The sequence below is a fragment of the Arthrobacter sp. UNC362MFTsu5.1 genome (assembly GCF_000685965.1).
Taxonomy (GTDB): Bacteria; Actinomycetota; Actinomycetes; order Actinomycetales; family Micrococcaceae; genus Arthrobacter.
Genome location: NZ_JMLE01000004.1, coordinates 40,319 through 66,664 on the forward strand (window position 1 = coordinate 40,319; position 26,346 = coordinate 66,664).

The 26,346-nt window shown below is 68.1% G+C and carries 24 protein-coding genes; 12 read left to right on the forward strand and 12 right to left on the reverse strand.

Annotation, left to right across the window (positions count from 1 at the left end; genetic code table 11):
• Nucleotides 1–10: 10 nt before the first annotated feature.
• A complete protein-coding gene (locus BS38_RS0105615; RefSeq protein ID WP_051628756.1) occupies nucleotides 11–1,321 on the reverse strand; it encodes an ABC transporter substrate-binding protein in 1,311 nt (436 codons plus the stop codon).
• A gap of 222 nt (nucleotides 1,322–1,543) precedes the next feature.
• A complete protein-coding gene (gene acs, locus BS38_RS0105620; RefSeq protein ID WP_028269908.1) occupies nucleotides 1,544–3,664 on the reverse strand; it encodes an acetate--CoA ligase in 2,121 nt (706 codons plus the stop codon).
• A 491-nt stretch (nucleotides 3,665–4,155) separates the two neighbouring features.
• Between acs and BS38_RS0105625 the strand changes: the two genes are divergently transcribed.
• The 3 genes from BS38_RS0105625 to BS38_RS0105635 are packed head-to-tail and all read left to right on the forward strand — an operon-like array spanning nucleotide 4,156 to nucleotide 7,217.
• Nucleotides 4,156–5,700, forward strand: coding sequence for an MFS transporter (locus tag BS38_RS0105625; RefSeq protein WP_028269909.1), 1,545 nt, complete (start codon nucleotides 4,156–4,158; stop codon nucleotides 5,698–5,700).
• Nucleotides 5,701–5,709: 9 nt separating this feature from the next.
• Complete coding sequence (nth, locus tag BS38_RS0105630; RefSeq protein WP_051628748.1) at nucleotides 5,710–6,543, forward strand: endonuclease III; 834 nt, start codon at nucleotides 5,710–5,712, stop codon at nucleotides 6,541–6,543.
• A complete protein-coding gene (locus BS38_RS0105635; protein ID WP_028269911.1) occupies nucleotides 6,540–7,217 on the forward strand; it encodes an NUDIX hydrolase in 678 nt (225 codons plus the stop codon). The genes nth and BS38_RS0105635 overlap by 4 nt, the downstream gene beginning before the upstream one ends.
• Before the next feature lie 75 nt (nucleotides 7,218–7,292).
• Here BS38_RS0105635 and BS38_RS0105640 read toward each other — a convergent pair whose 3' ends face one another.
• Together BS38_RS0105640 and BS38_RS0105645 are read right to left on the reverse strand one after the other, a co-directional pair.
• Nucleotides 7,293–7,493: a YegP family protein gene (locus tag BS38_RS0105640; RefSeq protein ID WP_028269912.1), complete on the reverse strand. Its 201-nt coding sequence runs from the start codon at nucleotides 7,491–7,493 to the stop codon at nucleotides 7,293–7,295.
• A 160-nt stretch (nucleotides 7,494–7,653) separates the two neighbouring features.
• Complete coding sequence (locus BS38_RS0105645) at nucleotides 7,654–9,360, reverse strand: bifunctional 3'-5' exonuclease/DNA polymerase (RefSeq protein WP_028269913.1); 1,707 nt, start codon at nucleotides 9,358–9,360, stop codon at nucleotides 7,654–7,656.
• Nucleotides 9,361–9,880: 520 nt separating this feature from the next.
• Here BS38_RS0105645 and ssd point away from each other — a divergent pair.
• The 7 genes from ssd (at nucleotide 9,881) to BS38_RS0105680 (ending at nucleotide 14,927) form a co-directional block, all read left to right on the forward strand.
• Nucleotides 9,881–10,900, forward strand: coding sequence for a septum site-determining protein Ssd (gene ssd / locus BS38_RS24480; RefSeq protein ID WP_043437821.1), 1,020 nt, complete (start codon nucleotides 9,881–9,883; stop codon nucleotides 10,898–10,900).
• Complete coding sequence (locus BS38_RS24485; RefSeq protein ID WP_051628749.1) at nucleotides 10,897–12,177, forward strand: TadA family conjugal transfer-associated ATPase; 1,281 nt, start codon at nucleotides 10,897–10,899, stop codon at nucleotides 12,175–12,177. Before ssd ends, BS38_RS24485 begins: the two co-directional genes overlap by 4 nt.
• A complete protein-coding gene (locus tag BS38_RS0105660; protein WP_081818823.1) occupies nucleotides 12,177–12,953 on the forward strand; it encodes a hypothetical protein in 777 nt (258 codons plus the stop codon). The genes BS38_RS24485 and BS38_RS0105660 overlap by 1 nt, the downstream gene beginning before the upstream one ends.
• Nucleotides 12,950–13,567: a type II secretion system F family protein gene (locus tag BS38_RS0105665; protein ID WP_028269915.1), complete on the forward strand. Its 618-nt coding sequence runs from the start codon at nucleotides 12,950–12,952 to the stop codon at nucleotides 13,565–13,567. The genes BS38_RS0105660 and BS38_RS0105665 overlap by 4 nt, the downstream gene beginning before the upstream one ends.
• A 165-nt stretch (nucleotides 13,568–13,732) precedes the next feature.
• Nucleotides 13,733–14,026 carry a DUF4244 domain-containing protein gene (locus tag BS38_RS0105670; protein ID WP_028269916.1) on the forward strand — a complete coding sequence of 98 codons (294 nt, stop codon included), beginning with the start codon at nucleotides 13,733–13,735 and terminating at the stop codon, nucleotides 14,024–14,026.
• Nucleotides 14,027–14,055: 29 nt separating this feature from the next.
• Nucleotides 14,056–14,505, forward strand: coding sequence for a TadE family type IV pilus minor pilin (locus BS38_RS24490; protein WP_081818824.1), 450 nt, complete (start codon nucleotides 14,056–14,058; stop codon nucleotides 14,503–14,505).
• Nucleotides 14,502–14,927, forward strand: coding sequence for an Rv3654c family TadE-like protein (locus tag BS38_RS0105680; RefSeq protein WP_231511101.1), 426 nt, complete (start codon nucleotides 14,502–14,504; stop codon nucleotides 14,925–14,927). The genes BS38_RS24490 and BS38_RS0105680 overlap by 4 nt, the downstream gene beginning before the upstream one ends.
• Nucleotides 14,928–15,017: 90 nt before the next feature.
• On the opposite strand, the gene BS38_RS0105685 is transcribed toward BS38_RS0105680, so the two are convergent.
• Both BS38_RS0105685 and BS38_RS0105690 read right to left on the reverse strand, forming a co-directional pair.
• Nucleotides 15,018–17,432, reverse strand: coding sequence for a DEAD/DEAH box helicase (locus BS38_RS0105685; protein WP_028269918.1), 2,415 nt, complete (start codon nucleotides 17,430–17,432; stop codon nucleotides 15,018–15,020).
• Nucleotides 17,433–17,546: 114 nt separating this feature from the next.
• Nucleotides 17,547–18,239 (reverse strand): GNAT family N-acetyltransferase, encoded by a 693-nt coding sequence (locus BS38_RS0105690; protein WP_028269919.1) that lies wholly within the window; start codon nucleotides 18,237–18,239, stop codon nucleotides 17,547–17,549.
• Nucleotides 18,240–18,383: 144 nt separating this feature from the next.
• On the opposite strand from BS38_RS0105690, the gene trhO reads away from it, so the two are divergent.
• Nucleotides 18,384–19,277: an oxygen-dependent tRNA uridine(34) hydroxylase TrhO gene (gene trhO / locus BS38_RS0105695; RefSeq protein ID WP_028269920.1), complete on the forward strand. Its 894-nt coding sequence runs from the start codon at nucleotides 18,384–18,386 to the stop codon at nucleotides 19,275–19,277.
• Nucleotides 19,278–19,313: 36 nt separating this feature from the next.
• On the opposite strand, the gene BS38_RS0105700 is transcribed toward trhO, so the two are convergent.
• From BS38_RS0105700 to BS38_RS0105725, 6 genes are all read right to left on the reverse strand, one after another.
• Nucleotides 19,314–19,853 (reverse strand): hypothetical protein, encoded by a 540-nt coding sequence (locus tag BS38_RS0105700; protein WP_043437823.1) that lies wholly within the window; start codon nucleotides 19,851–19,853, stop codon nucleotides 19,314–19,316.
• Nucleotides 19,854–19,925: 72 nt separating this feature from the next.
• On the reverse strand, nucleotides 19,926–20,486 hold the full coding sequence (locus BS38_RS0105705; RefSeq protein WP_028269922.1) for a hypothetical protein: 561 nt from the start codon (nucleotides 20,484–20,486) through the stop codon (nucleotides 19,926–19,928).
• The gene (locus BS38_RS0105710; RefSeq protein ID WP_156037073.1) at nucleotides 20,483–21,373 is read right to left on the reverse strand and encodes a hypothetical protein; all 891 of its coding nucleotides are present in this window, start codon (nucleotides 21,371–21,373) and stop codon (nucleotides 20,483–20,485) included. Before BS38_RS0105710 ends, BS38_RS0105705 begins: the two co-directional genes overlap by 4 nt.
• A 42-nt stretch (nucleotides 21,374–21,415) precedes the next feature.
• Complete coding sequence (locus tag BS38_RS0105715; protein ID WP_043437826.1) at nucleotides 21,416–21,877, reverse strand: hypothetical protein; 462 nt, start codon at nucleotides 21,875–21,877, stop codon at nucleotides 21,416–21,418.
• A 71-nt stretch (nucleotides 21,878–21,948) separates the two neighbouring features.
• Nucleotides 21,949–23,106, reverse strand: coding sequence for a PheS-related mystery ligase SrmL (gene srmL / locus BS38_RS0105720; RefSeq protein ID WP_028269925.1), 1,158 nt, complete (start codon nucleotides 23,104–23,106; stop codon nucleotides 21,949–21,951).
• Between the two features lie 231 nt (nucleotides 23,107–23,337).
• Complete coding sequence (locus BS38_RS0105725; protein WP_028269926.1) at nucleotides 23,338–24,516, reverse strand: NYN domain-containing protein; 1,179 nt, start codon at nucleotides 24,514–24,516, stop codon at nucleotides 23,338–23,340.
• A gap of 153 nt (nucleotides 24,517–24,669) precedes the next feature.
• Here BS38_RS0105725 and BS38_RS27575 point away from each other — a divergent pair, with 153 nt between their 5' ends.
• On the forward strand, nucleotides 24,670–26,337 hold the full coding sequence (locus BS38_RS27575) for a DUF7059 domain-containing protein (RefSeq protein WP_043437829.1): 1,668 nt from the start codon (nucleotides 24,670–24,672) through the stop codon (nucleotides 26,335–26,337).
• Nucleotides 26,338–26,346 lie beyond the last annotated feature (9 nt).

A 26,346-nucleotide genomic window follows, 5' to 3' on the forward strand; every position in this document is an offset into this window, starting at 1 on the left:
TCTTCCCTCGCTATTGTGCCGCGTACAGCGTCTTGGCCTGGGCTTCGAGGTTTTTGACGTCCATCTTGCCGTCCTTGATGAAGCTCTGCAGCGCGGGGATCATCACGTTGTTGGCCATCGCGGGAAGGGCATCCCGGTCGAAGAACTGGCTGATGTATTTGGCGTTTGCGATGGTGTCCGCACACGCCTTGTTGAGGGGCGTGAACTTGGACGTGTCCGTGCCCTTGGCCGTGGCGATGTTCGATGAATCCACCGCGGCGTACGCGTCCTGTGCCTCGGCAGACCCAAGGAAAGCCATGAAGTCCCGGGCCGCCTTGTTTTCGCCGCCCTTCTTGGACAGCAGGAGGCCGTCGATGGGGGCTTCGACGGCGTCGCGGCCTTCCATGGCGATCTCCGGGAACGCGAAGAACCCGATGTCCGCCAGGACCGCGGGATCGGTGAACTGCTGGGTCACGAAGGAACCGAGAAGGTACATGCCGGTCTTCTTGGCTTCAAGTGCCTTTGCGGCGTCCTGCCACGTCTGGCCCAGGGCCGCCGGGTCCTGGAACGGAAGGAGTTCGGCCCACGTGTCGAAAACGGCGCTGACCTTCTGCTGGTCCCAGGATTCCTTGTGCGCGCACAGGTCCACGTGGAACTGGTAGCCGTTGAGCCGCATGTTGATGTAGTCGAAGGTGCCCATGGCGGGCCAGCCGTCCTTGTCGGCGAAGCCGATGGGAATGATGCCGTCAGCCTTCATCTTGGTGGCCAGGGCCTTGAGCGCGTCGAAAGTCTCCGGAACCTCGTAGCCCTTCTCCGCCCAGAGGCTCTTCCGGTAGAAGAAACCCCACGGGTAGTTGTAGTTGGGGACGAAGTACATCTTGCCGTCGGGGCCGGTGGACGCCTTCTTCAGCGCGTCGGAGTAATTGGCGCCGATGCTCTCCCAGACGTCGTCGATGGGTGCCAGGAGTCCCTTGCCCGCGTAGTACTGCATGCGGTAGCCGGCAAACCATGTGAAGGTGTCGTCCGGGGAGCCCTGCAGGTAGGAGTTGATCTTGTTCTGGAAATCGTTGTGCGGCACCACGTTGGTGGTGACCTTCTTGCCGGACTTGGCGGTGAAGGCATCCGTGACGGCCTGGTAGGCGCGCTTGGGAACATCATCCGAGGACCCGGAACCGAACGTCAGGCCGGGCGAGTCGGAACCTGTGGCCGACGGTCCGCTTCCGCCGGTACAAGCCGCGAGGAACGGAATCCCCGCCAGGCCGGCTGCGCCGACGCCGACGGTCTTGAGGATGGTCCGCCGGCTCGGAAAAGCGGTTGCCGACGCATCAAACTGTGCTGCCATGTTCTCTCCCTTGAAAAATAGCTGCATGTGAGAGACCTCACATGCTCATGACTATAACGTCTCAAAAGGGAACAGGAAAGAACGGGAAAGAACATTTTGACGGCAATCGCTATTTGAATCGTCACAAAGCACCGCGGCCCCGTTTTCCCCGCCGTGGCGGGGGAAAACGGGGCCGGCTGGTTTCCCGGGAGGCGTCCGGGACTGTTAGTTTCTGAGCGGCCGCTACTTCCGGAGCGACTGGGCGATCTGCGCCATGACGGTGTTGTCGGCCAGTGTGGTGGCGTCGCCGGGGTCGCGGCCTTCCGCGACGTCCTTGAGGAGCCGGCGCATGATTTTCCCGGACCGGGTCTTCGGTAGTTCGGGCACCACCAGGATGGTTTTGGGTTTGGCGATCGGACCGATTTCCTTGCCCACGTGGTTGCGGAGTTCCTGGACGATCGCGTCGCCGGAGTCCACCGCATCCTCACGGAGGATCACGAACGCGACCACGGCCTGTCCGGTGGTTTCGTCGGCGGCGCCCACGACGGCGGCCTCGGCGACGGCCGGGTGGCTGACCAGGGCCGATTCGATTTCCGCGGTGGAGAGCCGGTGGCCGGAGATGTTCATGACGTCATCCACCCGGCCCAGGAGCCAGACGTCGCCGTCGTCGTCCTTCTTGGCCCCGTCGCCGGCGAAATACATGGTCTCGAACCGTGACCAGTAGGTCTCCTTGAACCGTTCCGGGTCGCCCCAGATGCCGCGGAGCATGGCCGGCCACGGTTCGCGGATCACCAGGAACCCGCCGTGCCCGTTCGGCACGGATTCGCCGAGTTCATCCACCACGTCGACGGCGATGCCGGGCAGGGGGACCTGGGCGGAGCCGGGCTTGGTGGCTGTGACGCCGGGCAGCGGGGCGATCATCTGGGCGCCCGTTTCGGTCTGCCACCAGGTGTCCACGATTGGTGCGGGGTTCTCCTTCTTCTCGCCGTTCTTGCCGGCGTTGGCGCCGATGACGTCGCGGTACCACATCCAGGCTTCGGGGTTGATGGGTTCGCCCACGGAGCCCAGGACGCGGATCGAGGAGAGGTCGAACTTGGCCGGGATCTCCTTGCCCCACTTCATGAAGGTGCGGATCGCGGTGGGGGCGGTGTAGAGGATGCTCACCTTGTACTTTTCGATGATCTCCCACCAGCGGCCCTGGTGCGGGGAATCCGGTGTGCCTTCGTACATGACCTGGGTGGCGCCGTTGATCAGCGGGGCGTAGGCGACGTAGGAGTGGCCGGTGATCCACCCGACGTCGGCGGTGCACCAGTACACGTCCGTTTCCGGGTGCAGGTCGAAGACGGCCTTGTGGGTGTAGGCGCCCTGGGTGAGGTACCCGCCGGTGGTGTGCAGGATGCCCTTGGGCTTGCCCGTGGTGCCGGAGGTGTAGAGGATGAACAGCGGGTGTTCAGAGTCGTGGCCCACGGCCGTGTGTTCCGGGGAAGCGGCGTCAACGGTGTCAGCCCACCAGTGGTCCCGGCCCTCGTGCCAGTCGACGTCCTGCCCGTTGCGCTTGACGACGACGACGTTCTCGACGGTGTGGCCGCTGCCGTCTCCTTCGTGGGACAACGCATCGTCCACCGCATGCTTCAGGGAGCTGGGCTTGCCGCGGCGGTAGGTGCCGTCGGCGGTGACGACGAGTTTGGCCCCGGCGTCGTCGATCCGGGAGCGCAGGGCCTCGGCGGAGAAGCCGCCGAACACCACCGAGTGGACGGCGCCGATCCGGGCGCAGGCCAGCAGCGTGATGACGGCCTCGGGAATCATGGGCAGGTACACGGCCACGCGGTCGCCCTTGGCAACCCCGAGGGACTCGAAGGCGTTCGCGGCCTTCTTGACCTCTTCGGTGAGCTGCGCGTACGTGTACGAGCGGGAATCGCCGGGCTCGCCTTCAAAGTAGATGGCCACCCGGTCCCCGAGCCCATTCTCCACGTGGCGGTCCAGGGCGTTGTAGGCGGCGTTGATCTCGCCGCCGACGAACCATTTCGCGAAGGGCGGGTTGGACCAGTCCAGGGTCTCGGTGAAGTCCTTGCTCCAGGTGAGCAGTTCGCGGGCCTGCTTCGCCCAGAAAGCCGGGCGGCCGGCGTCGGCCTCTGCATAGTCCGCGGCGGTGACCACGGCGCTGGCCGCGAACTCCGGTGACGGAGCGAACTTCCGGTTCTCCTGGGAGAGGTTTTCGAAGGCGTCGCCGTTCCCGCCCTGGGCTCCGTTGGCTGACGGGCTTGCGGCTGATGCGGAGACTGCAACGGCTCCGCCGGTGGACAGGTTGGCCGGCACGTCGGTGTGTGCAGCGGTGGCCGTGGAGCTGGGAGTGTCCTGGGACATGGTGAACCTCATCATTCATCGATCTTTGCTGCGCGGGACGGGCCGCCACCGGGCCGCAGCCGTGCCGCATGCGCGGCATCGGGCATCGGCTGGTCACGGCTGTACCGCAAAGAGCTGTTCCGAAATAAACACTAACGCCTGCCCCGCGCCAGACGTGCGCCCCGTCACATAGTGAACCGTGAGCGGTGTTTATTAAGCGCCGAATGGTTCCCGGAGGTCCGGGGCTGAGACCTCCCGTGCCGGAACCGGAGCCTCCGCCGGCCTTGCCGGACGCCCCGCATCCACCCGGCAAACAGGCGGGTGTGCTAGGGAAATCCACGGGTGTTTTGCCGGGCCCGCCTCCGGCCCGTCAGCTAGTGATCAGCCAACCACTTGGCTAGGCTGAGATGGAGTTGTGACATCCGATGGAGGCGACAGGACCGCTTGCGGTCCCGTTCCTGCCTGCCGTTAGGAGGCGCTGTCCAGGGCGCCGCCGTGCTAAGGAGAACAGTATGAACCAGCAAAGCCATGGACAGCATAAGGCCGTCCATACGCATCCCGGTCAGACGGCCGGCCAGGCCACCGGCCCGGCTTCTTCCGGCAAGCCGGCAGGCACTGACGGGCAAAAGTCCGCGGGAAGCAGGCTGACGGCCAAGAAGAACGAAACGGTGCTCGGCCCGTTCACCGTGCGGGACCTCACCGTCTTCACGTCAACGCTGATTCTGTTCGTCGCATCGCTGATCCCGATGTTCGATTCCCGCTACAACCTGTGGAACCTGGGAAGCCTCTTCTTCCTGGGCCTGGGCATCATCCTGCCGCTGATCGTGACGGCCCTTTTCGTGGCACGCAGGCTGAGCCCCGAGTCCAAAGTGCGGGTGGGGTCGCTGTCCATTGACCAGTTCGCGTCCGTGGTGGCGTCGTTCACCCTCGGGTTCTTCTTCCTGTCCGCGGCCGAAGCCTTCATTCCGGTCATGCTGGTGGGCCTGATCGGATCCGTCGGGCTGTTTGCTGCCACCGTTCTGGCACGCTTCATTCCCGTCCTCGCCGGTGACTTCCTGGACCGCGCGGAGGTCCCCGCACACGTCGTGGCCCGCGAGTCTGCCGCGCCGTTCCGCAAGCCCAGCGCCCCGAAGGAGCCCAAGGCCGCCAAGGACCCGGGTTCCAGCACTCTGGCCGGCTGGTCGAAGCGACTGACCGCGGGTGCCGCGGGTGCCGCAGGCGGCGCTGCCGCCGGAAAAGCAACGGCCGCCGGTGCGGCGAACACCGGTGCGGCGAACGCCGACCGGCCGTACGCCGGAGCTGGCGCCAGTGAAGCCCCGCGCGCAGCAACCTCATACGGAGAGACGCAGCACGCAGCAGCGCAGCAGGGGACGGCGCAGGCCGCCGCACCGCACGCAGACTCCGTGCCGGCTGCTGCCGCCGCTGCCACGCCCGGCAACGCGGCCGGCAACAACGCTGCTGCCGCTACGGCAGCAGCAGCAGTAGGTGCCGCCGCCGCCAGCCGCGGTACTGACGCTTCGCCCGCAACGCAGGCCGCCGACGTCGTACCTTCCGCTGCGGAACGGACGCAGGCCGCCGGCGTCGTGCCTTCGGCTGCGGAGCGGACGCAGGCCGCGGCAGTTCCCGCGGCCGCGGGCCGGGACTCAGCCGAAGCTCCCGCCACGGGTGCTTCGCCGGCAGCGTCGACTCCCGCGGCCTCCGAGCACGCAGCGTCGGCTCCCGCGGCCACCGATCACGCAGCGTCGGCGCCGGCAGCTTCGGCGCCGGCTGCGACGATGCTGAACCCGCAGGTGAAGTCGCAGGAGCCCATCGGCGCCACCGTGGACCCCTACAGCCGCCCGGAAGAACACGACGAGCAGCCGGTCCACGAGGCGTTCTGGTTCGCCGTCGCCCAGCCCCGCACTGCAGTCGACGAGCGGACGGGCATGCCTGCGTTCGTGATCGAACCCGGCGGGTGGGTTCTGGCCCTGGAAGACCGCGGGCACGAATTCCTGGTGCAGCATACCGACGGCCGCGTCGGCGTGCTGCGGGACCTCAGCAACATCGAGCGCGGCTAGCCGGCCCTGATGGCCACCGTTTCCGGGACGCCGAATCCGGGCAGCATCACCCCCAGGGCGGCGGGCGAGTCCCTGCTGGCGCTCAAGCGGCGCGCCCGCAGGATCAACCGGGCGCTCGCGGAGCTCTACCCGTATGCGCACGCCGAGCTGGATTTCCGCAGCCCCTTCGAGCTGCTGGTGGCCACGGTCCTGTCGGCACAGACAACCGACGTCGTGGTCAACCAGATCACGCCGCTCCTGTTCGACCGGTATCCGGACGCCCGGAGCATGGCCGAGGCGGACCCTGCCGAGCTTGAGGTGATCCTCAAGCCAACCGGTTTCTTCCGCGCCAAAGCGCGGAACGTCATGGCACTCTGCAACCGGCTGGTGGACGAGTACGACGGCGAGGTGCCGCCCCGGCTGCAGGATCTGGTGACGCTGCCCGGAGTCGGACGGAAAACCGCCAACGTGGTGCTGGGCAACGCTTTCGGCGTTCCCGGAATCACCGTGGACACGCACTTTGGGCGGTTGGCCCGCCGGTTCGGCTGGACCGACTCGGATGATCCCGTTCGTGTCGAAGCGGACGTGGCCGAGCTCTTCGAGCCGAGGGACTGGACCATGCTCTCGCATCGCGTGGTCTTTCACGGGCGGCGCGTCTGCCATGCCCGCAAGCCGGCCTGCGGTGCGTGCGCGGTGGCCACCTGGTGCCCCAGCTACGGAGCCGGGGAGACGGATCCGGTGAAAGCAGCCAAGCTGCTCAAGTACGAGCTGGCCCCGGGGCAGGAAGCCCTCCTGGCCCAGCTCCTGGCGGAGACCCACCGGGCTGCCGAAATCCGGATGGAATCACAAAAGCGGGGGAAATGACTGCCCGCCAGGACCTCGTCGGCCTCATTGAGGCCATCACCGCCGGGAACGGCCCGGAGCGCAATCCTTATTGGCGGGATCTGACCGTGGACGATTCCGTCGCCCGGAAGGCCGCCGTGTTGATGCTCTTCGGCGCCCTGGACAACGTCCCCGCCGTTTCCTCGAAGCACCTGGCGCCGGCCGATCTCGATGTCCTGCTGCTGGAACGTGCCCACACCCTGGACGACCACCCCGGCCAGGTGGCGTTTCCAGGCGGCGGAATCGACCCGGGCGAGACGCCCATTCAGGCTGCCCTCCGTGAAGCGGAGGAGGAGACCGGCCTCGATTCAGCCGGTGTGGAGGTTCTCGGCGCCATGCCGCAGCTGGCCTTGCCGCGCGGGAACTTCCTGGTGACGCCGGTGCTCGCCTGGTGGCACTCGCCGTCTCCGGTCCGCGTGGTGGACTACGGCGAATCGGCCCAGGTGTTCCGTGTCCCGGTCCGCGACCTGCTGGACCCGGACAACAGGGTGATGGCCACCGTCAGCCGGGGCGGCCAGTCGTTCCTCAGCCCAGCCTTCGTGGTGAACAAAGTTGTGGTCTGGGGTTTCACCGGGATGATCCTGAATGAGCTTTTTGATCAGCTGGGCTGGGCCGTCCCGTGGGACCGGAACCGGCTGCACCAGATCGACATTTAACTTCCGGCGGGTCCCTGACCCATCGGTCAGGCCGACCGGGGCCGTACGCGGGCGGCCCGCCCCGTCTGCCCGGGGCTATCCGGTGGCCAGTTCCCGCCGGGCCCGGTTGACCACAAGTCCTGTGGCTGCGCTCTCGCGGACGGCATCAATGCCGGCCACCACGCCTTTGAGTGTCTTGAACCGCGGCGATACCGCCACTACCGTGCCGTCGTCGGCCTTGAGCCTGAAGTAGAAAGCTTCTTCTTCAGCGTTGATGATTTCGAATGTGCCAGCCATTGTGCGGTGCCTCCCCAAATATCCATGCGTCATTGCATCGGCCGGTTCTTTTCGGTGCTGCACTGCCACTGCTGCGAACCGGCTAATTGAGCTTAACCGGGAGGTGAGACAGTTCACAAAGCTACCCGCGGGTACGTTACAGGCCGCGTCTTTCAGCGAACTATTTGGCTTTGTCGTAGGAGTCGACTACGGCAACACTCACCGGAAATTCCACCGGAATCCGGCCGAACAGCAGTTCCTTGGCCGCCGCGGCCGCCTCCTCGATGGCTCCGATGCAGGCGTCCACCGAATCGTCAGGGCAGTGGACCATCACTTCGTCATGCAGGAAGAACACCAGTTCACCGGCAGTGCCGCCGGCCGACCGCATTGCGCGGAGCCGCCGTCGTAATTCCGCCAGCCAGCAGGCTGCCCAGTCAGCGGCCGAGCCCTGGACCACGAAGTTGCGGGTGAACCGGCCGCGGGAGCGGGCAACCGCATCTGCCCGGCGCTGTTCCTCCGCCGTGGTGGACTGCTGGCTCTGCAGCCAGCGTTCCGACGGCGGCGGGCTGCTGCGGCCCAGCCGCGAGGTGACGGTTCCGCCTGCTTCGCCATCCCGGGCGGCCTGTTCCACGAAGCCGACGGCGCGCGGATAGGTGCGCGCCAGCTGGGGCATCAGCCGCCCGGATTCACCCGTTGTGGCACCGTAGATGGCACCGAGCAGGGCCACCTTCGCCTTGGCACGGTCACCGCCGAAACCCTGGGCAGCAATGCCGGCATAGAGGTCCTTGTCCCGGGCTGCCTCGGCCATCTTGGAGTCCTGGGCCAGGGCCACCAGGACCCGCGGCTCCAGCTGGGAAGCGTCGGCCACGATGAGTTTGTGGCCGGGATCGGCATGCACCGCGCCGCGGATCTGGCGCGGAATCTGCAGTGCACCGCCGCCGCGGGATGCCCACCGCCCGGAGACGACGCCTCCCACCACATACTCGGGCTGGAAGCGGCCGTTGTTCACCCAGGCGTCCAGCCAGGCCCAGCCGTTGGCCGCATGCAGCCGGGACAGTTTCTTGTAGGCAAGGAGTGGCTCGATGGCCGGATGGCTGGATTCCTTCAGCTCCCATTGCCGGGTGGTCTTGACCTCGATGCCGTTCCGGTGCAGGGCACGCATGAGGTCCTGCGGCGAATCCGGGTTCAGGCTTGGCGAATTCAGGAGCCTGCGGAGTTCCGTGTTCAACGCCTCGAGCTTGGCGGGCCGGTGGCCCAGCGGCGGCCGCGGGCCCAGGTAGTCCGCCAGGATTTGTTCGTGCAGTTCCTCCCGCCAGGGCACGCCGGTGTGCTGCATTTCCGCGGCGATCATGGCGCCGGCGGATTCTGCGGCGAGGAGCAGGTGGAGGCGCTGCCTTCGGTTCGCCTCCGTGCTCGCCTGGCCGAGCGCTTCCTGCTGGGCGGCGAACTCCATGCGCAGCTCTTCCAGCGAGTGCCTGGGCTGACGGCCGAGTCCGGAGTCTTCAAAGAGTGCCCCCTGGTGTGCCGGCTGGGGCGGTGGCTGGAGGGCGCGGGGCGGCTGCTGCGAGTCGTCGTCCTGCGTGAGCTTTTCGGCGTTGCGGGCGTAGTCCGTGTGGGCGGTGAACTCCGAATGGGCCAGGATGGCGCCACAGAGCGTCAGGTCATGGCAGCGCTCCAGCTCAACCCCTGCCGCCAGCAGCGCCGGGTACCATTCCTGCGTCCGGTGCCAGATCCAGCGCGGGCGCCGCTTTTCGAGTTGACGTACGACGCCGGCCAGTTCGCCTGCGCTGATCAGGCGCGGTTCGGGGTTGCCGGGGGCGGGGGAGCCGTCCGGTGTGAGCTCCTGGAGGGCTGCGCCGTCAGCGTGGGCGGACAGCAGCAGATACATAGCCTCAATTCTGCCTTGTGGAGCGGGATGGTCTGCGCCGCCGTCTGGTCGATGGCGGAAAGCCTGCCTCCGGGTGCGGGTCCGGCGGGCTCACTGTCCCTCCACAGGTGCCCGGGGCAGGGCGTTGTCCACATGGCTTGCGGCGGGGCTGTCCGGCAGCGCGGCCGCTCGGCACAGTGGCAGGATGAGCAGGCAGCATCTTCAGGAACCCACACCGGAGTTCACGCCGGAATTCACCGGTCCCGGCCCCGTGACGGCCTCCGGCCCCGCTTCCCAGGAGCCACCTGGCCGGCATACGGGGAGCCGGCAACCGAGCAGTCGGCAAGAGCGGGGACGGCAGCCGAGCAGCCGGCAAGAGCGGGGGCGGCAGCCTGGCGGAGGCAGCCCGGCGGATCCGCTCGGCCTGGCCGGTCCGGCAGCCCGCGGTGCAACCGCGGCAGGTGCCCCGGGCAGGGGCGCGTCGGCGGGGGAGCGCGCTCCGGGCGCATGGCTTCCCGCGGAGTCCGCCGAAACACTTCTGGTGACCGGCTTCGACTTCCTGCGCGGTGAGGTTGAGCGGGTCGTTGCCGCTGCCGGCGGCCAGCTTCGCGTCGCCGCCGATGCCACCGAAGCGGCCCCGTTCTGGGACACCGCGTCCGTGGTCCTGGTGGGCAGTGACATCCGCGAACTGCCGCCCCGCCGCCGCGCACCGGCCGTGCTCGTCGGGCTCAGCGGCGAAGGTGACAGCCTCTGGCACCTCGCCGCGGTCCTGGGAGCCGAACGGGTGGCCGTGCTGCCGGACGCCGCCGCGTGGCTTGCCGAATACCTGAGCCGATCGCGGTCGCCGGAAGCCGGCGGACTGGTCCTGGGCGTGACCGGCGGGTGCGGCGGAGCCGGTGCCACCACGGCTGCGATCTGGATCGCCCAGGCCGCGGCGGAGTGGGGAGCCCGGGTCCTGTTGATCGACGGCGATCCGTGGGGCGGCGGCCTGGAGATTGCCCTGGCCGCGGAGGAAACACCGGGCCTTCGATGGACCGATCTTACGGAGGCGAGCGGGAGCATCGATCCTGAACAGTTGTCCGACGCTCTGCCGGTGGCGGGCGGTTTTTCCTTTCTGTCCTGGCCGGGCAGCCGCGAACGCCAGCCCGGCGTGGAAGCCGCCACCGTGGGCGGCGTTCTTGACGCTGCGCGGCGGGGCTACGAACTGGTCCTGGTGGATATCGGACGCGGAACGGAACCGTTGCGGACGTTTGCCTGGGACTGCGACCGTATTTTGGTTGTGGCACCCGCGCAGCTGAAAGCCGCCGTTTCATCCGCCAGGCTGCTGCAGGAGCTTCCGCCGGTGGACACGGCCCTGGTGATCCGGGGCAAAGCCGGGGCCGTCCTGGACGGGCCGCTGATCGCCGAATCCGTGGGCCTGCCCCTGCAGGGACTTGTCCCGGAAGTGAAGGGCACGGCCAACGCCACGGAGCTCGGCCGCCTGCTGGAGATGGGCCGTCGGCGCACCGTGCGCCGGTTCGCAGCGTCGGTCTTGGATCTGCTGGGCGGCGGGCTGCCATGACCACGCCGTCGCAGCCGCCGGGGCTGCCCCGCTTTCCCGGTCCGGCCGGAAACTTAAGGCGGCGGCAGAGCAGCGCCCTGGACGCCGGGTTGCTCGAATCGGTGAGGGAATCCGTGATGGCCGATTCCGGCCCGGTGACACCGTCCCGGGTGGCCGTGGCGGTTCAGGCCACGGGCAGGCTCCTGGGTACGGCCGGATCGTTGGCTGCCGTCGAGCGGATCAGTGCCGAGCTCAACGGTTTGGGCCCGCTGCAGGTGCTGACGAGGGACCCGTCGGTGACCGACATTTTCGTCAACGCCCCGGACTCCGTCTGGCTGGACCGCGGGAACGGGCTGGAACAGGCGCCGGTGTCCTTTTCCTCCGAAAGTCAGGTCCGTTCCCTGGCGTCCCGCCTCGTGGCGGCCGGCGGCCGGCGGCTTGACGACGGGTCCCCGTGCGTGGACGTCAGGCTGGAGGCCGGATACCGCATCCACGCAGTTTTGCCGCCCATTTCGACGGCGGGAACACTCTTAAGCATCAGAATCCGCCGCCATGAGGTGTTCACGCTGGACGAGCTGCGGGACGGCGGCATGTTCGGTGCCCTTGTCCAGGACGTGCTGGAGCATATGGTTTCCCGGCGCCTGAGCTTCCTGATCAGCGGTGCCACGGGATCAGGAAAAACCACCCTGCTCTCCACGCTGCTGGGGCTGAGTCATCCCGGCGAACGGCTGGTCCTGATCGAAGACGCCTCCGAACTTAACCCCGTCCATCCCCACGTCGTTTCGCTTGAATCCAGGCACGGAAACCTCGAAGGCGGCGGTGCAGTGGATCTTGCCGAACTGGTCCGGCAGGCCCTCCGGATGCGGCCCGACCGCCTGGTGGTTGGCGAATGCCGCGGGGCGGAGGTTCGCGAACTGCTGACCGCCATGAACACCGGACACACCGGCGGCGGCGGAACCATCCATGCCAACACAGCGGCAGCCGTTCCTGCCCGGCTTACCGCGCTGGGTGCCCTCGCCGGGATGGGCCAGGACGCCATGCGGCTCCAGGTTGCAAGTGCCCTGGACGTCGTGGTGCACGTTGAACGCTTCCGAGGCCTCCGCCAGGTGGCAAGCATCGGTGTCATTGAAGACGGCGCCCACGGCCTGGAGGTCTCAGCGGCTGTTTCCGTGCGCGGTGGAACCGTCACCTTGGGCCCTTCGTGGCCGGGGCTGGCCCGGCGGCTGGGTATTGACGAATCCCTGACCGGCGGCCGCGATGCGGTGCCGACGGTGCCAGAGTCCGGGGCAGACGGATGATGAGTCTGCTGATCGCCCTGCTGGCACTGGCCGCGTGGCTGGTGGCCCGGCCTCGCGGCGGCCGCTCAGGAAGGATCCGTGCGGCACTGGGCGCCGGGCGCCCCGAGTCGCGCGGCACGCCAAAGGCCCGGCGCTCCATCCGGCCCGGAACGTCCCGCCACCACCCTCACCATGTGCCCATGACCGTTGTGGTCCAACAACTGGCAGCGCTGCTCAAAGGCGGCAGGACGCCCTCGCGGCTGTGGGACGAACTCTGGCTGGTCTATGCCGTCGACGAGCGTCCCGGGGCCGGACAGGACGACGTGCAGGGACTCTCTCCTGCGTCCTTGTCGATGGTGTCCGTGGCAAGGGCGGCCGCAATGCGGGGTTCCCCCGTGGCCGACGCCATCCGTTCGGCGTCGGCAGCGGCCTTCCCCGGAAGCCCAAGCCGCGAACGTCGAATCTGGGGTGAGCTCGCCGCATGCTTCGACATTGCCGCAGCGAGCGGCTGCCCGCTGGCGGACGTCCTGACCCGCTTGGCGGCGCAGCTTGAAGTGGAGGACGACGCCGAAGCTGCCCGCCAGACCGCCCTGGCCGGGCCGAAAGCCACCGTCACCCTCTTGACCTGGCTTCCCCTGCTGGGCCTAGGGCTGGGTGTCGCCCTGGGCGTGGATCCGCTGTCCATCCTGCTCGGCACACCGTTGGGGATGGCTGCGCTCGCTGCCGGCGTGGCACTGACAGTGGCCGGCCGGCTCTGGTCTGCCAGGCTTGTCCGCTCGGCCATTGGAACATCATGACGGCGGCCTTGCTTCCGGCCGTGGCTGTGGCCCTGATGCTGGCCGCCGCCGCGGCACTGGCTTTGACCGGGCACGGCAGCGCACACCGGAGGCTTCTCCGGCAGCACCAAGGGCATCCCGCCGTCGGAACCAACGGCGAGGGCGGAGGCACAGCCCGGGCCCCTTGGCCGGCCGGCGAGGGCCTGCGCGACACAGCAATGATGCTGGAGCTGATCGGAGCAATGCTGGACGCCGGGTCGGGGATCGGGCGAGCCTTGGAGCTCGTCGCGGCCTCAGCGTCACCTGAATATCACCGGTCGCTGCGGCCCGTGGTGTCGGCGCTGGCCATTGGCGCCGACTGGGAGACCGCGTGGCGCAGTTCCGAGGTCCGGGCCCCCGAGCTGCTGGACCTGCGGCAGGCCCTGGGCTTTGCCGCCCTGACAGGGGCGCCGTCGTCGGCCATTCTCTACGCTCAGGCCGCAAGGCTGCGGCGGGAGCGCTTCAGGGCTGCGGAAAAGCGTGCGGCCGCGCTCGGCGTGCGGCTGGTGGTCCCGCTCGGCCTCTGTTCGCTGCCCGCCTTTATCTGCCTCGGCGTGGTTCCGGTGTTGCTCGCGATGCTGCCCTCCGGAAGCTGACCGCTGCAGCCGGGTCCGGGGCGGCACGGCGCCCGAGTGTTCCTCCACAGCCGCGAGATTCCGGGCTTTTCCACTTAGCCGAACATGTCCCTTATCTCCTTTGGGCCTAGCCGGGAGAGTCAAGCCAGCCGGCACATTAGCCGGAAACCAATGAAAGGAAATCCCATGTCAGTCACTTCCAACCACCGTCCGTACCCCCAGCCCGAGCCTTCCGAACCCGCCAGCCGCGCCGACGCGAAGGTGCACGAGATCTACCCCGGTGCGAGGGACGCGGCGCCCGTAACGGCCCGCGCACGGGTCCGGCTCATGGGATCCGAGGCGGGAATGGCCACCGCGGAATACGCCATCGCCACACTGGCTGCCGTTGGTTTTGCCGGAATCCTGGTGTTCATCCTCCGAAGCGATGAAGTGCGGGGCTTCCTGCTGAACCTGATCCGGACGGCCCTGGCGTTGCCATGATGCCGGGCCTGCGCCGGCATGCGCCAGGGATGACGGCGTTCCGGGGTCCGGGGAAGGACCGCGGGGCGGTCACCGCCGAATTTGCGGTGGCCCTGCCGGCCGTCCTCCTTCTCCTTGCCCTGCTCCTCGCGGGATCGGCGGCCGGGATTACCCAGCTTCGGCTGGAGGAGGCCGCCAGGGCCGGGGCGAGGGCCCTGGCGCGGGGGGAGGACGCCGGAGCGGTCGAGGGAATCGTACGGCAGCTCGCGGGAGCCTCGGCGTCATCATCAGTTGCAGCGGACGGCGAGTGGCTCAGTGTCACGGTGTCCGGCAGAGTCTCCGGCCCCGTCGGGTCGATCGTCCCGTGGACGCTGTCTGCCCGGGCCTTGGCACGGGGCGAAGCGGCCCAGTCCGCACGCCTGCGTCCTCAGGAGGCGTTGCCTGCACGGTCGCCGACCGCACAGGGGCGGCGTCAAGGCCTGGAAGCTGCAGCCTCGTGAGCGCGCGGGCAAGACCGCGCCGGGGGAACGTAGAAGCCGGGCGTCCGGACCCGCCGGCTGCGGAAAATGGCCATCCGGGCCAGGTCCATGAGCGCGGATCAGGGACGGTTCTTGCTGCCGGGCTCGGGATGGTGGTGATGGTGGCCATGGCGCTGATGCTGCTCCTGGCCCAGTCAGCCGTGATGGCGTCCAGGGCCGCAGCAGCCGCCGACCTGGCAGCGCTGGCCGCCGCGGACGCACTGCGCGGGATCAGCCAGGGGGTGCCATGCACCGTTGCGGCCGACGTTGCGGGCCGGCAGGGTGCGAAAATCACCAGCTGCACGGAAGGGGGACGCGACACGGTGGAGGTGCGTACTGAGCTCCTGAACCGGAGCATATTCGGCGCTGCCGCCGGGCACGCCCGGGCGGGCCCGCCACCATAGGCCGGCCACCACGGACCGCGGCCATCGTCCGGCCACCACGGGACCGCGGCTCTGGGCCGGACACCACAGGACCGCCGCCATGGGCCGGCCTCAGGATCGGGCGGCGCGCTCTTCGGCCCCGGCAGTATGCGGAAGGGGAGCTCCCGGCTGCCCGGCGGGCTGCTCGGTGGCGTCCTTCAGCAGGACATCGATCAAGGTGATCGCCGCGGCCTTGTCCAGCGGGTTGTTCTTGTTGCCGCATTTGGGCGACTGCACACAGGACGGGCAGCCGGCGTCGCACTCGCAGGCAGCGATGGCGTCACGGGTCGCGGAAAGCCACACCTTGGCCTTGTCGAAGCCGCGTTCGGCAAAGCCTGCGCCGCCGGGGTGCCCGTCGTACACAAAGATGGTGGGCACTCCGGTGTCGGCGTGAATGGCAGTGGACACCCCGCCGATGTCCCAGCGGTCGCTGGACGCGACGAGCGGGAGCAGCCCGATGGCTGCGTGTTCGGCGGCGTGCAGGGCGCCGGGGAACTGGGCCTCGATCAGGCCCGCCCCGGTCAGCGAACGGTTGTCCACCACAAACCAGACAGCCTTGGTGAACAGGTCACGGGCGCCCAGCTCGAGCGGTTCCTCGCCCAGAATCTCATTCGAAATCAGTGCCTTGCGCTGGAAGGAGACCACCTGCGTTGTTACTTTGACGTCTCCGAAGTGCACGGCGACGTCACCCCACTGAGCTGTCCGCTGCGTCTCCAGGACCTCGATCTGGGTCACGTCACGGGCCGTGGTGTAGTAATCGGGGTTGGCGCGGCGCACCATCACGCAGTGGTCTCCCTCGTTCAGCTCCTCCACCACATAGCTGTCGCCCTGATGCACGTACACGGCTCCCGTGTGGGCCTGGTAGTGCGTTTGCGGAGAGTCCATCGTGCCGAGCAGGGAACCTGTTTCGGCGTCGACGATGCTTACCGGTCCGCCGCCGTCCGCCCTCAGGTTCACCATGGCCGCAGCGCTTTGCGGATGCGTCCAGAACCAGCCTGCCGGCCGCTTCCGCAGGTAACCCTGGGACACCAGCTGGTCCAGCAGTTTCTCCGACGTGGGGCCGAACAGGTCGAGTTCGGCATAACCCAGCGGCAGTTCAGCTGCGGCGGCGCACAGGTGCGGCCCCAGCACGTAGGGATTGGACGGATCGAATACCGTCGCCTCAACCGAAACGTCAAAGATGGCTTCGGGGTGGTTCACCAGGTACGTGTCCAGGGGGTCGTCGCTGGCCACAAATGCGGCGATGGCGTCCTGGCCGGCCCGCCCCGCCCGGCCGATCTGCTGGAACAGGGAAGCCCTCGTGCCGGGCCAGCCGGCGACCAGGACGGCGTCGAGCCCGGAGATGTCGATGCCGAGTTCGAGCGCCGATGTGCTGGAAACCCCCAGGAGTTCCCCTGACCTCAGGGCCCTCTCCAGCGCCCGCCGTTCCTCCGGGAGGTAGCCGGAACGGTAGGCGGCAACGCGCTGGGGGAGGCTTGGATCCACCTCATCCAGGAGCCGCTTGGTGATGGCCGAGATGGTCTCCGCCCCGCGCCGGGACTTGATGAACGCAATGGTCCGGATGCGGGAGGACACCAGGTTGGCCAGCAGGTCGGCGGTTTCTGCCACGGCCGTCCGACGTTCCTTCGCACCGTTCTCGCCGCGCAACTCCGTCAGGGCCGGCTCCCAGAAGGCAACGGTCGTTGAGCCATGCGGTGACGAGTCTTCGGACACAGCCCGGACGGGTGCCCCGATGAGCCGGCCGAAGGAGGTTCCCGGCTCGGATGCCGTTGCCGAGGCCGCGATGAACACCGGGCCCGGCTGGGAGGCGCCGGCGCTGTAATAGGCACAGATTCGTCTCAGCCGCCGCATCAGGTTGGCCACATGGGAACCGAAGACACCCCGGTAGCTGTGGGCCTCGTCCACGATGACGTACTTGAGCCGGCGGAAGAAGCTGGCCCACCAGGCGTGGTTGGGCAGGATGCCGAAGTGCAGCATGTCCGGGTTGGCCAGAATCACGTTCGCGTGGTCCCGGATCCAGCGCCGCGACGCAGGGTCCGTGTCGCCGTCGTACGTTTCAGCCCTGACGGTCGGGAGCCTGAGCGAGCGGATGGCAGCGAGCTGGTCGGCAGCCAGGGCCTTGGTGGGGGAGAGGTACAGGGCGACGGCGCCGTCGTCGTGGATTTTTCCCGGCTCGGATAGTACCCGCAGCTCCGAGCGGTGGATGGCGTCCAGTGCCGGCAGCTGATAGGCCAGGGATTTACCGGACGCAGTGCCGGTGGCGATCACCACATGCTCGCCGCCGTGGGCAAGGTTCGCCGCCTGGATCTGGTGACGGTACGGCTCGTGGATGCCCAGCGAGCCGTAGGCGTTGACGAGGTCGGGGTGGGCCCATTCCGGCCATGGCTCGTTCACCGCCTGCCGGGCGGGAATGGTGCGGACATGACGCAGCTGTTCCGGGTCCGGGCCACGGCCCAGCAACGGAATCAGGGAGTCATGGGGGTTCACTTCAGTATTGTTTCATCCGGGCTCAAATCGCCCGGCACGCCCAGCCGGCATTACGCGCGCCGGGAGCAGCCGGCAGCGACGACGCGCATCGACAGGCTGCCCGCCCGGCCAAAGTCAGCCGACGGACAGATCGGAGCCTTCGTCGGAGGCGGACAGCATCAGTACATGGCACAGGGTTGTCCAGCCCAGATGCGAGTAGAGCTTCTGCCCGTCCAGGGAAGCCAGCAGCAGGCCGTTTTCCACATCGTGCTCGAAGGCCTGCGCCGCCAGCGCCTTCATGATGAAACTTCCCAGCCCGCGCCGCTGGTAGTCCGGCTCCGTGACGATCTTGTCGAAGACGGCGGTGTGGCCCACCACGAAAACGCGTCCGCTGGCGGCAACGGCTTCGCCGGCGTGCACCACGGCGTGGTGGACGTTGTCCTTCTTGAGGGTGGTCAGCTTCAGTTCATCGTCGGAAAGCCAAGGATCTTCGGAGTCCTGGGTTTCCATGTCCACGATCATCATCGTCTGGGACGCCGAGGTGACGTTCAGTCCGTGTTGCTGGGCCAGGTAGGTGTAACGGGCGACATCGTTGGTCAGGACGGTAAGGATTCTGGCCGGAGCTTCGGCGGTCTTGGCGGCGAGCTCGGCGAATTCGGTGTCAGAGGGATCGTGGGCGAAGTACTCCCACTCCTTGGTGGTGTCCGCGCGGAGCGCGGCCGGGAAGCGGCCTTCCGTTCGCGTCTCGTAGCCTCGGCAACCGGCCCATCCGGTCACCCAGATTTCCACGAGGCGGGTGATGTCTTCAACCATGGCGTCTGGGCTCATGTGATGAGAGTATTCCAGCCCTGCCGCAAGCAACAGGGGGTACAGGCCGGGAAGCGGGCTTGCTTACTGAATTGTGACCGGAGCCGCCGGTAGAGGCAAAGGCCCCGTTTCAGCCGCTTTCGGACACCAAGTACCCTTAAACACGTGGCTTTGAACCGAATTGTGCTCTTTTACGGCTTTACTCCGATCGCGGACCCTGACGCCGTGCGCCTGTGGCAGCGCGCCCTCTGCGAAAAGCTGGGCCTCACCGGCCGCATCCTCATCTCCAAGGACGGCATCAACGCCACGGTAGGCGGCGAGCTGAACGCCGTCAAGCAGTACGTAAAGACAACCCGCGAATACAAGGGCTTCCACGGCATTGACGTCAAATGGTCGGACGGCGGAGCGGCCGACTTCCCCCGCCTCAGCGTCAAGGTACGGGATGAGATCGTATCTTTCGGTGCCCCCGGCGAACTCCAGGTGGACGCCGACGGCGTGGTGGGCGGAGGCACGCATCTCAAGCCCGAGGAACTCCACCAGCTGGTGGACGCCAAGAAGGAACGCGGCGAGGACGTGGTGTTCTTCGACGGACGCAACGCGTTCGAGGCCCAGATCGGCAAGTTCAAGGACGCGATAGTTCCAGATGTGGCCACCACGCACGACTTCATCAAGGAACTCGACTCCGGCAAGTACGACTCCCTGAAGGACAAGCCGGTGGTCACGTACTGCACCGGCGGAATCCGCTGCGAGGTGCTCTCGAGTCTCATGGTGAACCGAGGCTTCAAGGAGGTCTACCAGCTCGACGGCGGAATTGTCCGCTACGGCGAAACCTTCAAGGACCAGGGCCTCTGGGAAGGATCGCTCTACGTTTTCGACAAGCGCATGCACCTCGAATTCAGCGAGGACGCCAAGACCATCGGCGAGTGCGTGCGCTGTTCGGCCGCCACCAGCAAGTTCGAGAACTGCTCCAACTCCAGCTGCCGCACCCTCACGCTCTACTGCGCGGACTGCGCCTCCAGCCCGGAGACCCTCCGCTGCCCGGAAGGTTGCGCGGCCTAGTCCCGTAGCCAGTGTCCTGTGTGCAGTGTCCTGTGTTCAGAGCCGGCTGATCCGGTAGGCGAAGTTCGCCGCCGACTGCGCCGCGATTTCCACGCTGAGCACGGCGTCATTGGACACATGGATCACATTCACCCTTGAGGTTCCGCACCGCAGGCTCAGGTCCACGAGCGCGAGCTCCCCGTTGCGTACCGTGAACGACACCCTGCGGGGGCTCTTGCAGGCCAGCGTCAGCGAGTATGTCCCGCTGGGCAGGTGCCCGGTGCTTTCCTGCCGTGTGGTGCCCGCCTTGAGCAGCCCGAAGCCAGTATGGAAGACCTGTCCGGCCGTCTCCGGCAGGACCCGTTCCACCCACTGATCCAGTTCCGCGCCGGTCACCGGCAGGTTCCGGCGCGGGTCCTGCGGGAGGGCCGCATCCGTAAACGGCGGCGCCGTTGCAGTCGGCAGCGGCCCGCGGCCGTCGTCGTACACGTACTCGCAGCCGCCCAGCGCGGCTCCGGTGGCCAGAACGCCGGAAAGCACGACGGCGGCTGCCGCGGCCGTCCGCCGTGGCACCAGGGGTGCCTGCACCGTGTGCATACTCTGACTGTAGGCCCGCGGACAGGCCCGAACCAGAGGCGGCCGGACGCGGCCGACGCGCGCGTCCTGACGTCAGGGCGCCGGGTCCAGAATTCGTACCGCCCCCACCGCCGCTTTGTGGATCCTGCCCTCGTCCGGACTTACGATATGGGCGGTGACGGGACCGGTGCCCAGCTCAACCTGCCGTTCGACCGGTTCCCCGCAGGGAAAATCAATGCGATGGGAGCCTCCGGCGGATCCGCGGGACGTGACCAGAAGCTGCGCTTCCACGGCACCCACACAGACGACGGTGACGGTGTAGGTGCCCGCCTGCGTCAGAACGACGCTGAAGCTCAAACCGCCACCGCTGCTGCTGTGCCCGCTGATACCCCCGGCAGCGCCGCCCGCACCCTCCGGCACGTCCGCCAGCATCAGTTCGACGGCGGCCATGTTCCGGTCCAGTTCAGCCACCAGGGCGGGGTCCGCCGAAGCGATGGGCAGGGGTGTTGCGCCGAGGGGATTTTCCGGCCGGCCAGCCGGGCGGGACGGGTCCGGGCCGACGTCGTTCGCATATTCACACCCGGCGACGGCGGCCGCGATCAGGGCCGCTGCCACCAGCACCGCCGCGCGGCGTCGGGCCAGGATCCCTGTCACTGCCGGCCTCCGGCGGCGGGCACCAGGCTGTAGGCAGCCTGGACGGGATAGTTGTTTGAATCCATCATCACCATGACGCCCTCGGGTCCTACCGGAAAATCGGCCGGAAACGGCGTGCCGCAGGGAATGCTGCCCTGGAACAGATCTGTCCCCCTGGGCTGGAGGACGGTGACTTCCACCATGACGGGCCCGTCGCAGACGAACGTGAAGGTCAGCATGCCGGCCACTGCGGGCGCGCCGGAATGATGCCACTGGCCTTCCCACGGATACCCCCGGAATTCGCCGGCCTGCACGGGGCCGAGTTCTCCTGCAGCCCAGGCTGTTGTTTGAGCGAACGAGGGGCCGCGGGGCGCTTTGTCGGGATCGAGCCTGACGCCGGTGACGACGTAGGGCGCATCAGCGGGTGCCACGACTTCGGCGCTGATCGTGCCACCCTTGTGGTCCAGGTACATCACCTTGCCCATTCCGCAGCGGAAAGAGGTCCGCTCCGGCGCAGCGGTCCCCAGGCGCACCACCAGTTCTGCGCCCGGTGCGGCAACGCAGACAGCTGTCAGGAAGTACTCCCCGGCAGGAATGTCAGCAGTCCACGAGGCCGTACCGCCGGAAGCGTAGGGGAGCCCGCTCCCGTCAGGGCGGCCCAGCAGTTCGGCCAGCGCGTCGATGTTGTCCTGAGGGCTGTGCCGGGCGTCCCGAGAATCCGCGAGGTCCCGGCCGGCATCCGTCGGCGGCCGGGATGCAGCGGCGGGCGGTTGGGACTGCTCAGGATCGCCGTCTTCCGCGTACGTGTCGGTGCTGTACTCGCAACCGCCCAGCACGGCGGCGAGGAGTGCCAGAACAGGCACAACCGCAGCAACGCTGACCATCCGCTTCCCCCAAAGAGCTGACATGCCCCTGAGCATACGCACCGTCGCTGACGGTGCAAGTCACAGCTAGCCCGCCGCGGCCAAATGGTAGGCGTAGATGAGCGGGGCGTCCACGCTGGAGGCACTGATTTGCACGGGCCCGGTGGCAGGGACAGTGACTTTGGCGCGCTCGCGGCTGCCGTTGCAGGCGGCGCCGGCTTCGGCGAGCTTCGTTCCTCCGGTACTGACCGTGAAGAAGGCCTTGCCCCCGCCGTCGCACGTCATGGTCAGGGTATAGACGCCGGCGGGAATGTCGGCGGCGTCCTTCACCAGCGGCTGCCGGTTCAGGATCTTGCCGGCATCCTCCAGCACGGTCCCGCCGGCGGCCGGGAGGGCCGTGGCCTTCCACGCCGGGACGTCAGCGTTCTCGATGGACACGGCCGGGGAGCAGGCCGAGGCGGCCACCACGAGGCTGGCGCCGAGGGCCGCCGTGCCGACGACGCGCCTCAGCGCAGACAGCCGCCGGGGCCCGGTTGAACGTGAAAACATACCTCCAACTTACCTGTTGAAAAGGGCTGGTCCGGACCCCGGCCGGGGCCCGGACCAGCCCCGGGGAAGGCCTACCCGGCGATCAGCTCCTGCACTTTTCCCCGGTGGAGCGCAACATACACCCGGTCCCGCAGCCGGTTCGCCTGCTCATCGGTCAGCGTCCGGTCGAGCGGCTGGAGCACCAGCCGGAGCAGGACATTGACGTCGCCCGGTCCCATGCGGAGGCGGTCGACGGCGGCAGGCGGCAGCTCCGCCGTCGGCGTCACCGCTTTGATCTCCAGGGCTGCAAGGACATCGGCCTCCGTGCCAAGGGCGGAGCGTGCCCGGTCGCCCAGCAGCTCGACGTCGGCCTCGGCCGGGCCCGTGAGCACCAGCGAGAGATCCCGGCGGACTGCCGGCATGAGTGAAACCGGACGGTAGGGCGCCAGGTCCAGCAGCTGCGCCTGGATCTCCGGATTTTCCGAACGGAGCAGCCGGATGTCATCCATGCCCTTGCGCAGCATGAGGGCCCTGTCCAGCCCCATGCCCAAGGCCAGCCCGGCCCACCTCCTGGGATCCAGCCCCGCGCTGCGCAGCACGGGCGCAGCCACCAGGCCGCACTCGGCGAGTTCCAGCCATTCGCTGCGGCCGTCCGGCAGGGCGACCAACACGTCCAGCTGCCGGCCAGCCGCCGTATAGCTGTGCGTGGCCGGGGTGGCCCGCCACTGCACGCCGGGGTGCTCAGCCGCCGGAAGAACGGCTTCAACAACTGCCGCCATCATCGCTTGCAGATCAGCCGGCCCCAGCAGCCCGCGCGCCTTGATGCGCCACAGATCAACCTGGTGCGGCGCACCCACGTGCGTGCGGTCAATGGCGTCCCGGCGGTAGACCAGCCCCGGCAGCACATGCAGCCGGTCGTAGCGGCCCTGCTCGCCGCGGAGTGAGTCGAGGAGCGCCGGGATCCCCGCTGACGTGTGGCTCCGCAGCATTACGGTGGGGCTGACATGGCGCGAATACCGGGAGTCCCGGGTCACGTCCCCTGGCGCATAGCCCAGCCTGTCGTAGTTGTCCGCGGTGGCCACCAGCGGATTGAGCCGGTGGGTTTCGGTCGGGATATCCCAACACCGTTGCAGCGCGGTGACCACGTCCGCCAGCAGCCGCTGCATGGCGTGCGCTCCGGCGCCGGGGTCAGTCAGGTCGCGCAGGGCGAGTGCGGAATTGAGTTCTGTCAGGGAGAGATAGTTCTTCATGGGGGTCCTTTGGGGCAGCTTTGGGACGGGAGGAATCACCCTCAGCCGCTGCACCGGACGGACCCCGGCGGCCGCAGATTATGCGCGCAACAAGAAGCCCGTGCGGCCGGGAAGCGGCCGAGGGCTGATAAATCGTTGCTGCAGATGCATAGGACCATGGTGCCCCGGAACCAGCCCGGGCCGCAACCAACTCATGCGGGCCAGCCTCTGCGGGGCGTTGCCGTGGCGCTGTTACACCAGCTCGTCGAGGCGGCGCCAGAACGCAGCCCTGATGGCCTTCCGGATGTCCTGGAGGTCCGTCTTCGCTTCGCCGATCTTCGCGGCACAGTCCTTGATCAGGACCCGGTCAATCGTCGGCGGGAGCAGCGGACGCTCTGCGAGGAGTTCGTTGAGTTCCCGCTGGCTGACGCTGCCGTGCCAGTTGTCCGCGAGGCTGACTGCCACCGCTTCGGCGCTCTCCACCAGGTCGAACCACGGGCTCTGGGCAGCGGGGGCACCTGTTGCGGTGGAATACACCGGTTCGCGGCGCACCATACCGGCTGCCGGGACCGGCCGCAGGTCCTGCGGTGCCCGCCGTGGGCCCGGCGTCGGCACCGGGCGGCCGGGGGTGCCTGCCGGGCTGGCAGCAGCGGACACGGAATCATCGGCGGGCTCGGCGCCGGCGGGAGGCCCGGCAGCCTCGGGACCCGAGGCCGTGGCAGCGCCTGCTTCCGGCCCCGCGGGACTGAAGGCCGGCAAAACACCCGGCCCCGGAACCGGCCTCGTACCGGGAGCATGGCCCGCGCCGTTGCTTGAAACACCGTTGCCCAGGCTGGCGCCGGCCGGCGCAGCAGCCTGGGCGGCAGCCTCCGCCACCGGCGCCGACTTCGCAAAGCAGCGGTCCAAGAGCGACTGCGGCAGGGTGGCGATGTCGTCTACCTGAAGCGCCAGATGCTCGGCCACTGCCGTGACGCCAAGCCGGTGGCCCTGGTTTTCAATCCCCAGCAGCACCACTTTCATGCCGAGGTCCTGGGCTGCTTCCACCGCTTCGGCAAGGTCGTCGTCGCCGGACAACAGGTAGGCGACGTCGGCCGAACGGTTCCGCGCAACTCCCACGAGGTCCAGGCCGAGCTTGAGGTCCACACCCTTCTGCTCGCCGTTATAAGACATCCGGCCCAACCGGACCTTGACCCCCGGCAGCAGGCCGATCCGCTTGTGTTCGTCGCTGAACACTCCGTCCTTGGCCGCGTCATACCAGTACATCCTCAGCAGATCCCGGCTGTCGCGCTCGCTGACAAATTCCTGGATGCCGTCCACAAGGTTCTTGTACTGGACCGAAAATGCTGAACGCAGCGAGTTCCCGGTGACCCGCAGCCCGCCCGTGGCCAGGAGGAAACCTGCGTCAACGAAGATCACACTTTTGCGGCTCATGCTCAGAAGCATAGGTGGTGCTGCCGACAATCCCGCCGAAGGCGGACTGATCCCAGTGAATCGGCCCGGCGACCCCGGGTGTGGGAACTCCGGCAAGCGCAGGCCGGCGGGCGCATCCCGGAACCATAGACTTGCTCAGTGACTGAAACAGCTATGCACTTCACGTCCGGCAACACTCCCGACGCCCCTCGCAGCGACCTCCCGGAGCTGCTGTCCGCCCTCGCCGCGGACCTGCGCGGCATCGGGTACACGGTCGACGGAGTCGCCGCGCTGCTCGGCGAATCCGCTTACTCTGCGCTCGGCCGGGACCAGCTCATCCCGTCGCTGATCGCCACAGAAGCCGCCGCGAAAGGTGACCCCGACGCAGCGGCGCTCGCCGCCGTCGTACGCCTGTGGCTCCTGGCCGTGCCCCAGCATGCTGAAGTGCTCGACGCCGCCCTCCCGGGGATCCGCACCGAGGGCCTCCTCACGCTGGGGCTCGTCGAACCGTCCGCGGCGGAGGAGACCGGCACGGATTCCGCTTCGGGAACCGTCAGGGCAAAGGCTGACCTCCGGCCGTACGGCTGGAGCGGCAATGCCGCGGCGGGTGCGGACGAAACCGACGCGGACAATGGCGGCGGGGCCGAGCTGTGGGTGGCCAGCGACCTCGCGGCGCATCAGCAGCCCGGCGTCCTGCGCCACGACCATGTGCTGGGCATCGGGCAGGCCTCCACCACGCTGGTGCAGACCACCATCCGCCGGCAGGTTTCCAAAGCCCTGGATCTGGGCACCGGCTGCGGCATCCAGACCTTCCACCTCCTGCAACACGCGGACCACGTGACAGCTACGGACATCTCGGCACGGGCCCTTGCCTTCACCCGGTTCAACCTGCTCCTCAACGCCGAAGCACTGCGCATCGACCCCGCCAGGCCGGAGGACCGGATAAGCCTGCGCCTGGGTTCGCTGCTGGAACCCGTGGCCGGCGAAACCTTCGACCTGGTGGTGTCCAATCCGCCGTTCGTGATCACGCCCCGGAGCCTGGGAGAGGCCGCCGCGGACCAATTCACCTACCGCGACGGCGGGCTGCCCGGAGACGACATTGTTGCGTCGCTGGTCCGCGAACTGCCGTCCGTCCTGGCCCCGGCCGGAACAGCCCAGCTCCTGGGCAACTGGGAGGTCACGGCGGGGACCGCCTGGCAGGAAAGGCCGCAAAGCTGGGCCGGACCGGACGTGGACGCCTGGTTCATCCAGCGCGAGCTCGTGGGCCCGGAACAGTACGCCGAAACGTGGCTGCGGGACGCCTCCGAGTCCCGCGACCGGCAGCACTACCAGGACGCCTACGCCGCCTACCTGGACGACTTTGCCTCACGCAACGTGGCCGGGATCGGCTTCGGCATGATCTTCCTCCGGCGCCCCGCCGCGGGCGTCCGGCCGGTCATCAGCCGCTTCGAGGAAATCACCTATCCCATCGAGCAGCCCATTGGCCCGTGCCTGGGCGCAGCGGTGGAGCGGGCGGACTGGGTGGCCGCGAACAATCTTGCCGCCACCCACCTGCTGGTGGCGGAGGACGTCACGGAGGAGCGCCACCAGCGGCCCGGTGCGGAACACCCCGGCGTGATCCTGTTGCGCCAGGGCTCGGGGCTTCGGCGCACCAACCTGCTCAGTACTGAGCTTGCCGGCTTCGTGTCAGCGTGCGACGGTGATCTGTCCGTCGGGCAGATCACCGGTGCCCTTGAAGCGCTGCTGGGCGGGGGCGACGGGTTCGACGGCGAAACGTTCCGGAACGGGCTCCTCGCCGAAGTCCGGAACCTGGTCCTCGACGGGTTCCTCCTGCCGGCCTGAACCGGACAC